Genomic DNA, 12,475 nt, shown 5'->3' on the forward strand with positions numbered 1-12,475 from the left:
ATCAGGCCTTCTGCTTGGCGAGACGGATCGCTTCCCGGATGCTCGCCCGTGCGTCCTTGCGCCGGCCCGCGGCATCCTGGACGACACCGAGGCGGTACCGCCCGCGCCAGTCGTCTCCGCCCGCTTCGGCCTCGTTCCGATAGCGGTCGATGAGAGCGTCGGCATCCGACTTCGCGATGCGCCCGCTCGGCGTGAGCTCGGTCTCGGCGACGGGCATGCCCCCTTCGGCATCCAGACGGGTTCCGAGCTTCTGCGCCTGCACACCGAATTGGATCTCGCGAAAGAGCGCCCACGCGCCGATCGGCGGCAGGACCATCAGAGCGAGTCCCATCGCGACGCCGACGGGCTCACCGCTGAGGATGAACAGTATGGCCTTCTGCCCCATGAGGATGAAGTAGAGGACCAGGGTCGCACCGATCAGACCGACCCCGATGCGCGTCATCATGCGCGCGCCTGGATGCCGATGTCGATCATGTTCTCGAGCCCCACGACCACTCCGCGCGCCTCGACCGCGAACGGCACGGCCAGTCGGATGCCGGGGGCATACGCCTGAGCGGGGTCCACGGTGTCGTGCGTGATGGTGAGCGACTCTCCCGGGCCGGAGAGCACAGCATCCTGACGGGCGATGACGCCGGGCCGGCGCAGCGAGTGCACCGGCACCCCCGCGACCTCCTGCCCGCGAGCCCGCTGGTCGATGTGCGGGGCGCTGACCGGGCCGACCTCGGAGCGGGAGGCGGAGATGAGCTCCGCAGTGCGAACCGCCGTTCCGCTGGGCGAGTCGATCTTCGTATCGCGGTGGGCCTCGATGATCTCGGCCGAGGGGAAGAACGGTGCCGCCGCGGCGGCCAGTGCGGAGCCGAGGACCGAACCGAGCGAGAAGTTGGGGATGAAGACCGCGCCGGTGCCGGCGGCCTCGACGAGCGGACGCACGAGCGCGATCCGTTCCGACGACCAACCGGATGTTCCGACGAGCACATTGATCCCGCGCTCGGCCGACGCACGGACGACCTCCACGCTCACCTGGGGCGTCGACGCGTCGACGACGAGGTCGACTCCGTCGATCTCCGACAGATCGCTCGACGACGTCAGCACACGCGCGATCTCGAAGCCTTCCAGATCATCGATCACCTGCCGGATGATCGAGCCGAGTTTGCCGGTACCGCCGACGAGGGCAACCTTCTTGGTCATGCGCCCAGTCTATTCCGCGCGCAGCATGGCCCCGGCCAGGCTCGCAGGTTCAAACGGGCATCGGCTCCGGCAGGCCGGTCCGCAACTCGACCGGCAGATGGCCGAGCTCATTGTGGTTGACCAGCGACCACGGGCGGCCCTGCTTCTGCGCGATCACCGTCAGACCGCAGTGCGCCTGGTTCAGAGTCATCCAACGCCAGTCGGGCGAGCCCAGCACCTCCCGGACGAACCAGGAGATGACGAAGTTGTGCGTGATGAGCACCTCGTGCACATCGCCCTGCTTGCGCACGAGGAACTCGTTCACGGCATCCGCCATCTGGGCGCTGCCCGCCTCGACCTCGGCCTCGGTGACCGACCCGAAGAACGGTTCGTACGCCGCCGGGGTGTCCCCGGTCATCCCGCTGGGCACGCAGTCGAAGAGCAGCGCCGACGGCTGCGGATCCACGGAGGGAAGGCGCTCGGCGATTGCGCGTGCCGTCTCGGTCGCCCGCAGCAACGGCGAGTGCCAAACAGCATCGAGCGGAAGTCCGGAAAGGCGATCGGCGATCAGTTCCGCCTGCCGTTGCCCTCGAGGGGAAAGAGGGCCGTCATCGATGCCGTGCTCGGCATCTTGGTGTTCACCGTGTCTGACCAGATATATATAGTGCGTCACAACCCGCTCGCTTCATCGCCGGCCCCACCGGGGCATATCCAGCCTACCCGGGGATCGACGCTGCGGTGCGGACGGATTCAATTTCCTGCACGCGTGAGCTCCCCCAGCTGTGCCCGCGAGAGCGCGATTCCGGCTCCCTGCATGAGCTCATCGACGTGCTGGGCGGCGAAGGCGTTGACGATCGGCGCCACGATCGTGCGCTGCGCGAGCAGCCAGGCGATCGAGACCGCCGCGACCGGCGCCTCCAGCTCGCCGGCGACGCTGTCGAGCGCGCGGAGGATTCGAATGCCCCGGCGGTTCAGATGCCCGCGCAGCTGCTCGCCGCGCACGCCGCGGGACATCAGCGCCTTGCTTCGGTGCCGCCCGGAGAGGAAGCCGTGCTCAAGCGCGTGCGACGGCGTCACGGCGAGGTTCTGCGCCGCGGCGACAAGCCTCAGGTCTCCTTCAAAGGACTGTCGGCGGATGAGGTTGTAGGGCTCATCCAGAACCTCGATGCGCGGATACCCCGCCGAGGCGAGGATACGCGCCTCCACCAGACGCTCCGGCGTGAACCGGAAAGCCCCGATCGCGGAGATCTTACCCGCATCACGCAGCCACTCGGCCGTGGCGAGCGTGTCTTCGAGGTTGGTCGTCTGATCGAGGGAGGCATCGAGGTGGAGCACATCGATGCGCTCGATGCCGAGGCGGGTGAGCGAACCCTCGACGGCACGCACGAGGTTCACCGAGCCGAGGCCCGGATTGTCCGCGTGCGCGCCGACCCGAACGCTGAGCGTCATTCGATCACGGCGACCGCGTGAGCGCAGCCACTCGCCGATGATGTGCTCGCTGCGACCGCCGGAGAAGCCGTCGGCGGTGTGGATCGCGTTGCCGCCGAACTCGACGTAGCGGTCGAGGATGCCGTGGCTCGTCTCGAGGTCGACGTTCCAGCCGAACTCCGCCGCGCCGAGCATCAGCGGGAATGTTGCGAAGCCCGTCTCGCCCAGCGAGACGCGGACGGCCTCGCCGATTCCGGGGCCGACCACGGGAATCGGTGCGGACGGATGCGAAACGGCCTGTGCCGGCGCGTCGATGCCCGCCTCAGCAGTGCTGCCGCCGAACAATCTCATTCATCCACCCCCGTGCGTTTTGCTGTGCACCTGTGAACCACAACCCCCCCGGTGCGTACTTCGAGAGTAGGTCACTCCGGTGAGCGGACCCGCCATTACGGAGAACAGCCGCGGAACTTTCCATAACGATTGAGCAACAACAGAAAAGAGAACGGCCCGGGTCCCGCTCCGAAGAAGCGGGGCCCGGGCCGTGATCGTTGGATTACGCCTCGGCGGTCTCCGCCTCGACCGATGCATCCGCTGCCGGAGCCTCGTCGATGACGGGCTCGAGCGACAGCTTGCCGCGATCATCGATCTTCGTGATCTTCACGAGGATCTTCTGGCCGACCGAGAGCACGTCCTCGACGTTCTCGACGCGCTTGCCACCGGCGAGCTTGCGCACCTCGGTGACGTGCAGCAGGCCGTCCTTACCGGGCAGCAGCGAGATGAAGGCGCCGAACGAGGCGATCTTCACGACGGTGCCGAGGAACTGCTCGCCGACCTCCGGGTTGGTGGGGTTGGCGATCGCGTTGACCTGCGCACGAGCGGCCTCGGCCGACGGACCGTCGACGGCTCCGATGTAGACGGTGCCGTCCTCCTCGATGGAGATCTGCGCGCCGGTCTCGTCCTGGATCGCATTGATCGTCTTGCCCTTCGGGCCGATCAGCTCACCGATCTTGTCGACCGGGATCTGCACGCTGATGACGCGCGGCGCGGTCGGCGCCATCTCGTCGGGAGCATCGATCGCGGCGTTCAGAACGTTCAGGATCGTCAGACGGGCGTCCTTCGCCTGAGTGAGGGCGCCGTTGAGGACGTCCGTGGGGATGCCGTCGAGCTTGGTGTCGAGCTGGATCGCCGTGATGAAGTCACTCGTGCCCGCGACCTTGAAGTCCATGTCGCCCAGGGCGTCTTCGGCTCCGAGGATGTCGGTCAGCGCCGCGTAGCGGGTCTCGCCGTCGACCTCGTCCGAGACCAGGCCCATGGCGATACCGGCGACGGCTGCGCGCAGCGGCACACCGGCGTTCAGCAGCGACAGGGTCGATGCGCAGACGGATCCCATCGACGTCGAGCCGTTGGAGCTCAGCGCCTCGGAGACCTGACGGATCGCGTAGGGGAACTCCTCGCGGCTGGGCAGCACCGGGACGAGGGCGCGCTCGGCGAGGAAGCCGTGCCCGATCTCGCGACGCTTCGGCGAGCCGACGCGACCGGTCTCACCGGTCGAGTAGGGCGGGAAGTTGTAGTGGTGCATGTAGCGCTTGCTCGTCGTGGGCGACAGCGAGTCGATCTGCTGCTCCATCTTGAGCATGTTCAGCGTGGTGACGCCCATGATCTGGGTCTCGCCGCGCTGGAAGACCGCGGAGCCGTGCACACGCGGGATGACCTGGACCTCGGCGTCGAGCGGACGGATGTCTGCCAGACCGCGGCCATCCATGCGGACGCCCTCGGAGAGGATGCGACCGCGCACGATGCCCTTGGTGACGGACTTGTACGCGCCGGAGACCTCGCCCAGAGCCGATGCGGGCAGCGTGCCTGCCTCGACGGCTGCGGCGACCTCGGCCTTGACGCGGTCCTTGACCTCGTCATCGGCGTTCTGGCGCTCGACCTTGTCGGCGATCAGGTAGACCTTCTCGAGGTCCGCCGTCGCGGTCGCCGCGATGAAGTCGTAGGTGGCCTGCTCGTATGCGGGGAAGACGGGGTAGACGCCCGGCTCCTTCGACGCGTGCGAAGCCATCTCGGCCTGGGCCTCGACGAGCTGCTTGAGGAACGGCTTGGCGGCTTCGAGACCCGCTGCGACGACCTCTTCGCTCGGCTTGACCGCGCCGCCCTTGATGAGGTTCCAGCTGTTCTCGGTGGCCTCGGCCTCAACCATCATGATGGCGACGTCTTCCGTGCCATCGGCCTTGGTGACGACCCGCCCGGCGACCATCAGGTCGAAGACGGCCTCGGAGACCTGAGCCTCGTTGGGGAACGCGACCCACTGGTCGGCGTGCTCGCCCTGGCCGGGGATGAGCGCGAGGCGCACACCCGCGATGGGGCCCGAGAACGGCAGACCGGAGATCTGGGTCGACGCGGAGGCCGCGTTGATCGCCAGAGCGTCGTAGTACTCGCCCGGGGCGATCGAGAGGACCGTGATGACGATCTGGACCTCGTTGCGCAGGCCGTCGACGAACGACGGGCGCAGCGGGCGGTCGATCAGGCGGCAGACGAGGATCGCCTCGGTCGAGGGGCGACCCTCGCGACGGAAGAACGAACCGGGGATCTTGCCCGCGGCGTAGGAGCGCTCTTCGACGTCGACGGTCAGCGGGAAGAAGTCAAAGCCTTCGCGCGGGTGCTTGCCGGCGCTGGTTGCGGAGAGAATCATCGTCTCTCCGTCGAGGTAAGCCGCAACCGAACCCTGGGCCTGCTGAGCGAGGCGACCGGTTTCGAAGCGGACAGTGCGAGTGCCGAAGCGGCCGTTATCGAGAACGGCCTCGGCAGCAGTGATTTCAGGACCTTCCAAGAGGTCTCTCCTTCTTTGTTTAGACTCGTCCATCCGTGTGACGGGCGAGGGTGTTCACCCCTTCAGCCTATCAGCGGGTTCCAAGATTCCGGCGAACGATCCGGTCGGATTCGGATGGATCAGAACACACCGAGCGCATCGAGAATCGCATCGACGCTTTCCTGCGGTTCCTGCGCCCCGTCGACCACGACGTCATAGGCGATGCCCGCGTGCACCCGTTCGGCCTGGTCCCGCGCCATGCCGACGATCCGATCGGGACGCTTGCGCTCGCGCTCCTCCGCGACCTCCGGATCGCAGCGCACACCCGCCCAGAACGATTCGGTCTCGCCGAAGAGCCTGCGCAGTCGCTCCTGTCCCGCTGCGCCGTCGAGGAGCACCTCGTCGAGGATCAATGGCTGACCCGATGCGGCGAGCACCGTCAGCATCCGATACCAGCCGTCTTCTCGGTCGTGGTAACGAGAATCCACGGTGACGACCCCGTCCGCACCGAAGTGCAGCCCGACGTCGTCTCGCACGGCCCAGTCGGGCAGCGCGTCGAGGAACGTGTCGACCCCGAGAAGCAGGCGCACATCCGGGAGGTCCTTCTGCAACAGACGCGCGATGGTGGTGCCTCCGGCACTGGATGCGGAGTTCACGACGATGATCGGTGGCAGTTCTTTCGGCACGGCTCGAGCCTAGTCTCCGAAGCGCCGCGAGGGTCCAGGCCCCGGGCGGGGAGGGCATGGCCTAGGCTGACGAGCATGAGCACGGAAGATGGCGCATCCTCACCCTCTGAGGATATGAAGCGCAAGTTCAAGGAAGCGCTCGCGAAGAAGAACGCGCACCACCGCAATGGAGAATCCCACCTGGACGGCGATTCCGCCGTCCACGCGGCGAACGCTCCCCAGACGCGGCGCGAGTTCCGACGCAAGAGCGGTTGACCGCACGGATGCGGGAGCCGCTTCGCGGCTCCCGCATCCTCATTTCCGCACGGTCTGGGGAATCACTCGCCGGCGAGACCGCCGAGCAGGTGACCGAACGACCGCCCCTCGCCGAGGTAGTTCGCCGGATCGAACGGATCCGCGTTCGTGGCGGCATCCCTGCTCGCAATCGCATCCGCGAGCTCTCGGGCCCCCTTCTCCACACGCTTGCCCAGCGGCGCCACGTCGTCTCCGGTTCCGCCCCAGTCGCCCGACGCGGCGAACACCCCGGTGGACACGGGCACGGCGTGCAGGTAGGCGAACACGGGACGAATCGCATAGTCGATCGCCAGCGAGTGGCGCGGCGTTCCGGCATTCGCGCCGAGGAGAACCGGCTTACCGGTGATCCCCTCGCGATCGAGCACGTCGATGAACGACTTGAACAGACCGCTGTAGCTGGTCGAGAAGATCGGGGTGACGGCGATCAGCGCGTCCGCGGAGTACACCGTGTTCAGCGCGGTCTCCAAAGCCTGCGGAGCGAAGCCGGTGAGCAGATTGTTCGTGATGTCGTGCGCGAGGTCGCGCAGTTCGATGACGTCGATCTCCGCATCGATCTCGCGCGCAGCGAGCTGCGCGACAGTGGCTGCCGCGAGCTTGTCGGCGAGCATGCGGGTCGATGAGGGGTTGGAGAGTCCGGCCGAGATGACCGCGATGCGACGAGCGCCCATGATCAGGCCCCCTTCCCGGTGAGTCCGAAGGCCGCGCCGGCGGGCACCGGGGTGTCCTGGTAGGGCGAGCCCGCGGTCAGGTTGTCACCGCGGTTCTCGCCGGGAACGGCCTGACGCGACGGCCCATCGCCGTAGACCGCCTTCACCCGTGCCGCGTGGGTCGGGGCATCCGGGGCCTGTGGCGAACGGTTCTTCATGAGCTCCCGGCGCAGCACCGGAACGACCTCGCCGCCGAGGATGTCGAGCTGCTCGAGGACGACCTTCAGCGGGAGGCCGGCGTGGTCGATGAGGAACAGCTGACGCTGGAAGTCGCCGAACGTGTCGCGCATCGCGGCGTAGCGGTCGATGACCTGCTGCGGCGAGCCGACCGTCAGCGGCGTCATCTCCGTGAAGTCCTCCATGCTCGGACCGTGCCCGTAGACGGGCGCGTTGTCGAAGTACGGACGGAACTCGTTGACGGCGTCCTGAGACTTCGCCCGCATGAACACCTGGCCGCCGATGCCGACGATGGCCTGCTCAGGGGTGCCGTGGCCGTAGTGCGCGTAGCGCTGGCGGTACAGCTCGATGAGGCGCTGGTAGTGCTCCTTCGGCCAGAAGATGTTGTTGGCGAAGAACCCGTCGCCGTAGTAGGCGGCCTGCTCGGCGATCTCGGGGGTGCGGATGGATCCGTGCCATACGAACGGCGCCACACCGTCGAGGGGGCGGGGCGTGGAGGTGAATCCCTGCAGCGGCGTGCGGAACTTGCCCTCCCAATCGACGACGTCCTCATCCCAGAGCTTGCGCAGCAGGGCGTAGTTCTCGATCGCCAGGGGCAGTCCCTGGCGGATGTCCTTGCCGAACCACGGGTAGACGGGGCCGGTGTTGCCGCGCCCGAGCATGAGGTCGGTGCGACCGTCGGAGATGTGCTGGAGCATCGCGAAGTCCTCGGCGATCTTCACCGGGTCGTTCGTCGTGATGAGGGTGGTGGAGGTCGAGAGGATGAGGCGCTCGGTCTGCGCGGCGATCGCCGCGAGCGTCGTCGTCGGAGAGGACGACCAGAACGGCGGGTTGTGGTGCTCCCCCACGGCGTAGACGTCGAGGCCGACCTCCTCGGCGTGCTTCGCGATCGTGATCGCGTCCTTGATCTTCTGCCCCTCGCTCGGGGTCTCGCCGGTCACCGGGTTGCGGGTGACGTCGCTGACGGTGAAGAGTCCGAACTGGATGCCGGAGGTCTGTGCCTGTTCGCTCATGATGTGTTTCCGTTCCTCGAGCGGGCGCCACAGCATCCGCTTTCATTCAGTTGAATATAACTTGTCCAACATCACCCGGGCAATTTTATTCCCGACAGGTAGCCTCGAGTGATGAGCAGTGCCCCGCAGGTCCCCGCAGGCCCGATCACTGGCAGCATCGAGCGCCCGCGGAGGCGGGTCCCGTTCTGGGACAACGCGCGCTACGCGTGCATCGTCCTCGTGGTTCTCGGTCATGCGATTCAACGCCTGACGTACGACTCCGACATCGCGATGGCCCTGTATCTGTCGTTCTACGCCTTCCACATGCCGGCCTTCGCGATCATCGCCGGCCACTTCTCGAAGTCAGCGCCCCCGACGAAGAAGCAGATGGCGCGCGTCATCACCGACATCCTGCTGCCGTACGTCATCTTCGAGATGCTGTGGACCCTGACGAAATGGGCCGTCGAGGGCCAGGCGAATCCCAACCTCACCCAGCCGTCCTGGACCCTGTGGTTCCTCCTCGCCCTCGGGATCTTCCGCCTCGTACTCCCCTACCTCGCGCTCCTGCGCTGGCCCCTCGCCTGGGCACTGCTCATCTCTCTGGCCGTGGGCTATCTGCCCAACGTCGACAGCACGTTCTCCCTCTCGCGCACGCTCGGCTTCCTGCCCTTCTTCGTGCTCGGTTGGTGGCTGCGCGAGCACGACATCGTCGCCCGTTTCGGCCTCATCGATTTCCGCCCCTGGTGGCTGCGCACCGTGGCCGTCGCGATCCTCGCCGTCGACGCCTTCGTCGCCTGGAACTGGGTCGGCCTCTGGGACAGCGTCGACCTGAGCCGCTGGTTCTTCTACGTCGACACCTACGCAGACCTCGGCGCCGAAGAATGGTGGGCCGGTGGCATCCGACTGCTGCTGATCATGATCGGCCTGCTCCTGAGCGCCTGCTTCTTCGCCCTGATCCCGCGCGGAACCCACGGATGGACAAGATTCGGCCAGTACACGATGTACGTGTATCTGCTGCACTCGTTCGTGCTCTACCCGTTCCGCGAGTCCGGAATTCTGCGCAACGCCGAACCGACATGGCTCTGGCTGCCCATGGTCATCGTCCTGTCGGTGGCGCTCTCGGTCCTGCTCGCGACGTCCCCCGTGCGGTGGTTGTTCCGCCCGCTCATCGAGCCGCGGGCGAAGTGGCTGTTCTCGGACGGCCGCCTCTCGGCCGATGCTTCCCGCCGGGACGACCCGACCGGATCACGCAGGCCCCGCCAGGGCTGATCTCCATCGCGGCGCTCACTCGATGCGCAGGCGCTTCGCCCCGAGCACGATGTACCAGACCAGCAGCGCGAGCAGCAGTAGCTCGATGCCGATGTATCCGTAGTGCAACCAGGACTCCCCCGGGTCGCCACCGGCGATGACGATGTCGCTGCGCGCCGCGAGCGCAGGTCGCACGACGAACGACTCGACGACCATGAGCACCCACATCGCGCCGATGAGGAGCCAGCCGCCGCGCGTCTCGCGCGGGCGGGCCTGGGCGATGAGCGTGAGGACGACAAGAATGCCCCACCCCGCCGCCGCGAGAGCGACGAACACGAGACGTCCGATGCCCAGACCGAGCTCCGTGGTGATCCCCGGAGCCTGGAACTTCATGGGCGTCTCCATGAAAGCCAGCCCCACGACGAGGCCGATCCAGACGGCGGGCAGCACGAGACGGAGGCAGATCCAGATCCGAGGCATGCTGTCAGGATATCTTCTGGCATGACTCGTAACACAGGCCCCGCCGACGCCCGTTTCGATTTAGCCTCGGGGCATGGCTGATCTGAACCTCCCCATCCTCGACCTGTCCGAACTGGACCGCGGACCCGAGGCCGCAGCGCGATTCCGCGACGATCTGCGCAACGCGACCCACGAGGTCGGATTCTTCTACCTCACCGGAACCGGCGTGCCGACGGAGCTGTTCCGCCGCCTCCAGAAGGCCTCGCGCGATTTCTTCGCACTCCCGGAGGCTGACAAGCTCGCGATCGAGAACACGCGCAGCCCGCACTTCCGCGGGTACACGCGAATCGGTGGGGAGCTCACCGCCGGCAAGGTGGACTGGCGCGAGCAGATCGACATCGGCCCCGAGGCGGATGCTGTCGAGGGCGGCCCCGACTACAACCGTCTGATCGGTCCGAACCTGTGGCCGGCTGCACAGCCCGAGCTGCGCGGGGTCGTCGAGGAATGGCACGCCCGCCTCACGGAGGTCTCGCACACGCTGCTGCGCAGCTGGGCCCTCGCCCTCGGCGCAGAGGAGAACCACTTCGAGGCGGCATTCGCCGACCCGGCCACACTCATCAAGATCGTGCGATACCCCGGCACCGATGCCCCCGATCCCCAGCAGGGCGTCGGCGAGCACCGCGACTCCGGCGTGCTGACTCTGCTGTGGGTCGAGCCGGGCAAGGGCGGTTTGCAGGTCATGCGCGATGGCGCCTGGGTCGACGCACCTCCTGTCGACGACATGTTCATCGTGAACATCGGCGAGATGCTGCAGTTCGCCAGCGGCGGCCACCTCACGGCGACCAACCACCGTGTGATCTCCCCCGTGGCGCCGGACGACCGCATTTCCGTGCCGTTCTTCTTCAACCCGAGCCTCGATTCGGTGATGCCCGTGATCGATCTCCCCGAGGAGCTCCGCGACGGCGAGGGCGACACGACATCGGCCGGCGCCTACACGATCGCCGGGCTCTACGGCGAGAACGCCCTGCGCTACCGCCTGCGCGCCCACCCGAATGTCGCGGAGGCCCACCACGCGGACCTGCTCGCCGCATCCGCCTCCGAGTGATGGGCGATTAGCTTCCTCCCCGGAGACAACGGCCACAACCTCCCGATCAGCGGGGGTTGTGGCCGTTGCACTTTGACCATATGTTAACGAGCAATCACATCGGCCCGCAGCGTTCCCACGCGGATCGCAGCATCAATGATGATGTCCGCGGTCGGTCCGACGATCTCGGAAACAGGTGTCCTCATGCCAGAAATGAACCGCCGCACCGTGCTCACGCTGGGAGCCGCTCTCGGCCTCAGCGGAGTCCTCGCCCCGACCGCCGCCTGGTCGTGGTCCCCATCCCGCTCCATCCTCGGTTCCGGTGACGGCGCCGATCCGTCCTGGGTCTGGGACGACGATCTCGACCGCATCATGGCCGACGTCCTCATCAACGGACAGACCGGCGCCATCAACACCGCAATGGCGGCGTGGGTGAACAACAACGACCCGATCCCCGCGTCCTTCCCCGCAGAGCTGTCCGCGTTCCTCCAGCAAACGACGCAGCTGCCGCCCTGGGCCGATCGCACGAAGCTTCGCCTGGCGGCCGACTTCAATCGGCGCCGCGACCTGTACCTGTTCATGATCTACGGCATCGGCGGCGGCATCATGAGCACGTTCATCCCGCGCGAAGCCAAGTCGGTCTATTGGTCGAAGGGCGGCGCCGACATGCAGGATCGGGCCGCGAAGACATTCACCTTCGGATACGACCTGACCGACATCAACGCCTACGAGCCCGGCGGACAGATGATCGTGACCGGCAACAAGACCCGCATGGTGCACTCGGCCGTGCGGCATCTGCTCCCCCGGTCCCCGCATTGGAAGGCCGTCGCCGATGAGACGATCCCGATCAGCAACATGGACATCCTCGTCACCTTCCACAGCACCGGCACCTTCGCGCACAAGAAGATGAAGGAATGGGGCATCAGGATGACCCCCGCCGAGGAGGAGGCGTTCCTGCACCATTGGCAGGTCGCCCTGCACCTGCTCGGCGTGCAGGATCAGTACATCCCGGCGACGTGGGCCGATGCACATGCCCAATCCGACCAGGCGCTCACGCCGATCCTCTCGCCGACCATGGAGGGGAAGGCTCTCACCGAGGTTCTCCTCGGGCTCACGGCTCAGATCGACCGCGGCGTGACTCGCGGATTCCTCAACGAGTTCGCGCGCTATCAGCTCGGACACGACGTGGGCGATTGGCTGGGATTGAAGCGCGACTACATCTCTGCGGCGACGATCAAGAATGGCTGGCCCGCGTACATCAAGTTCCGCGAGGGCGTGCTGCCGATCGCGCCAGTATCGACGACGCTGTTCGACAAGCTCATCAAGGGCATCGCCATGGCTTTCCTCAACAAGGGCGAGTCCGGGAAGACCACCCCGATCACGATCCCGGACGGAAACCGCCCGAGCTGATATCTCCCCCGAAA

13 protein-coding genes are annotated in these 12,475 nt (G+C 66.8%); 4 read left to right on the top strand and 9 right to left on the bottom strand.

The genetic code is table 11. The annotated features are described in order from the left end of the window. Position 1 precedes the first annotated feature (1 nt). The 6 genes from ACWAUG_RS00095 to ACWAUG_RS00120 all read right to left on the bottom strand — a co-directional run bounded on the left by ACWAUG_RS00095 (position 2) and on the right by ACWAUG_RS00120 (position 6,090). The gene (locus ACWAUG_RS00095; protein WP_298038134.1) at positions 2 to 445 is read right to left on the bottom strand and encodes a hypothetical protein; all 444 of its coding nucleotides are present in this window, start codon (positions 443 to 445) and stop codon (positions 2 to 4) included. Next, on the bottom strand, positions 442 to 1,188 hold the full coding sequence (gene dapB, locus ACWAUG_RS00100) for a 4-hydroxy-tetrahydrodipicolinate reductase (protein ID WP_460800404.1): 747 nt from the start codon (positions 1,186 to 1,188) through the stop codon (positions 442 to 444). The genes ACWAUG_RS00095 and dapB overlap by 4 nt, the downstream gene beginning before the upstream one ends. A gap of 49 nt (positions 1,189 to 1,237) precedes the next feature. Beyond that, positions 1,238 to 1,840 (bottom strand): histidine phosphatase family protein, encoded by a 603-nt coding sequence (locus ACWAUG_RS00105; protein WP_460800406.1) that lies wholly within the window; start codon positions 1,838 to 1,840, stop codon positions 1,238 to 1,240. Positions 1,841 to 1,917: 77 nt separating this feature from the next. Beyond that, positions 1,918 to 2,946, bottom strand: coding sequence for an aldo/keto reductase (locus ACWAUG_RS00110; protein WP_460800408.1), 1,029 nt, complete (start codon positions 2,944 to 2,946; stop codon positions 1,918 to 1,920). Positions 2,947 to 3,148: 202 nt separating this feature from the next. Further along, positions 3,149 to 5,425, bottom strand: a complete 2,277-nt coding sequence (locus ACWAUG_RS00115; protein WP_460800409.1) for a polyribonucleotide nucleotidyltransferase — start codon at positions 5,423 to 5,425, stop codon at positions 3,149 to 3,151. Between the two features lie 119 nt (positions 5,426 to 5,544). After that, entirely contained in the window at positions 5,545 to 6,090 is a 546-nt protein-coding gene (locus ACWAUG_RS00120) for a phosphotransferase-like protein (protein ID WP_298038147.1), read from the bottom strand. Positions 6,091 to 6,165: 75 nt separating this feature from the next. Here ACWAUG_RS00120 and ACWAUG_RS00125 point away from each other — a divergent pair, with 75 nt between their 5' ends. Continuing rightward, positions 6,166 to 6,345 (top strand): DUF5302 domain-containing protein, encoded by a 180-nt coding sequence (locus ACWAUG_RS00125; RefSeq protein WP_298038150.1) that lies wholly within the window; start codon positions 6,166 to 6,168, stop codon positions 6,343 to 6,345. A gap of 62 nt (positions 6,346 to 6,407) precedes the next feature. On the opposite strand, the gene ACWAUG_RS00130 is transcribed toward ACWAUG_RS00125, so the two are convergent. Continuing rightward, positions 6,408 to 7,052: an FMN reductase gene (locus tag ACWAUG_RS00130; RefSeq protein WP_460800411.1), complete on the bottom strand. Its 645-nt coding sequence runs from the start codon at positions 7,050 to 7,052 to the stop codon at positions 6,408 to 6,410. A gap of 2 nt (positions 7,053 to 7,054) precedes the next feature. After that, positions 7,055 to 8,281: an LLM class flavin-dependent oxidoreductase gene (locus ACWAUG_RS00135; protein WP_460800413.1), complete on the bottom strand. Its 1,227-nt coding sequence runs from the start codon at positions 8,279 to 8,281 to the stop codon at positions 7,055 to 7,057. 111 nt (positions 8,282 to 8,392) lie between these two features. On the opposite strand from ACWAUG_RS00135, the gene ACWAUG_RS00140 reads away from it, so the two are divergent. After that, a complete protein-coding gene (locus ACWAUG_RS00140; protein ID WP_298038159.1) occupies positions 8,393 to 9,529 on the top strand; it encodes an acyltransferase family protein in 1,137 nt (378 codons plus the stop codon). A 15-nt stretch (positions 9,530 to 9,544) separates the two neighbouring features. Here ACWAUG_RS00140 and ACWAUG_RS00145 read toward each other — a convergent pair whose 3' ends face one another. Further along, positions 9,545 to 9,988 carry a hypothetical protein gene (locus tag ACWAUG_RS00145; protein ID WP_298038162.1) on the bottom strand — a complete coding sequence of 148 codons (444 nt, stop codon included), beginning with the start codon at positions 9,986 to 9,988 and terminating at the stop codon, positions 9,545 to 9,547. Positions 9,989 to 10,061: 73 nt separating this feature from the next. Between ACWAUG_RS00145 and ACWAUG_RS00150 the strand changes: the two genes are divergently transcribed. Beyond that, positions 10,062 to 11,072 (top strand): isopenicillin N synthase family dioxygenase, encoded by a 1,011-nt coding sequence (locus ACWAUG_RS00150; protein WP_460800415.1) that lies wholly within the window; start codon positions 10,062 to 10,064, stop codon positions 11,070 to 11,072. Positions 11,073 to 11,255: 183 nt separating this feature from the next. After that, positions 11,256 to 12,461 (top strand): oxygenase MpaB family protein, encoded by a 1,206-nt coding sequence (locus tag ACWAUG_RS00155; protein ID WP_460800417.1) that lies wholly within the window; start codon positions 11,256 to 11,258, stop codon positions 12,459 to 12,461. The last annotated feature ends 14 nt before the right edge of the window (positions 12,462 to 12,475 follow it).

The organism is Microbacterium sp. GXF6406, assembly GCF_054798215.1.

Bases quoted from the DNA above. Each gene is read 5' to 3' on its own strand.
- ACWAUG_RS00095 (WP_298038134.1), bottom strand. From the start codon at position 445: ATGATGACGCGCATCGGGGTCGGTCTGATCGGTGCGACCCTGGTCCTC.
- dapB (WP_460800404.1), bottom strand. From the start codon at position 1,188: ATGACCAAGAAGGTTGCCCTCGTCGGCGGTACCGGCAAACTCGGCTCG.
- ACWAUG_RS00110 (WP_460800408.1), bottom strand. From the start codon at position 2,946: ATGAGATTGTTCGGCGGCAGCACTGCTGAGGCGGGCATCGACGCGCCG.
- ACWAUG_RS00125 (WP_298038150.1), top strand. From the start codon at position 6,166: ATGAGCACGGAAGATGGCGCATCCTCACCCTCTGAGGATATGAAGCGC.
- ACWAUG_RS00130 (WP_460800411.1), bottom strand. From the start codon at position 7,052: ATGGGCGCTCGTCGCATCGCGGTCATCTCGGCCGGACTCTCCAACCCC.
- ACWAUG_RS00135 (WP_460800413.1), bottom strand. From the start codon at position 8,281: ATGAGCGAACAGGCACAGACCTCCGGCATCCAGTTCGGACTCTTCACC.
- ACWAUG_RS00140 (WP_298038159.1), top strand. From the start codon at position 8,393: ATGAGCAGTGCCCCGCAGGTCCCCGCAGGCCCGATCACTGGCAGCATC.
- ACWAUG_RS00145 (WP_298038162.1), bottom strand. From the start codon at position 9,988: ATGCCTCGGATCTGGATCTGCCTCCGTCTCGTGCTGCCCGCCGTCTGG.
- ACWAUG_RS00150 (WP_460800415.1), top strand. From the start codon at position 10,062: ATGGCTGATCTGAACCTCCCCATCCTCGACCTGTCCGAACTGGACCGC.
- ACWAUG_RS00155 (WP_460800417.1), top strand. From the start codon at position 11,256: ATGCCAGAAATGAACCGCCGCACCGTGCTCACGCTGGGAGCCGCTCTC.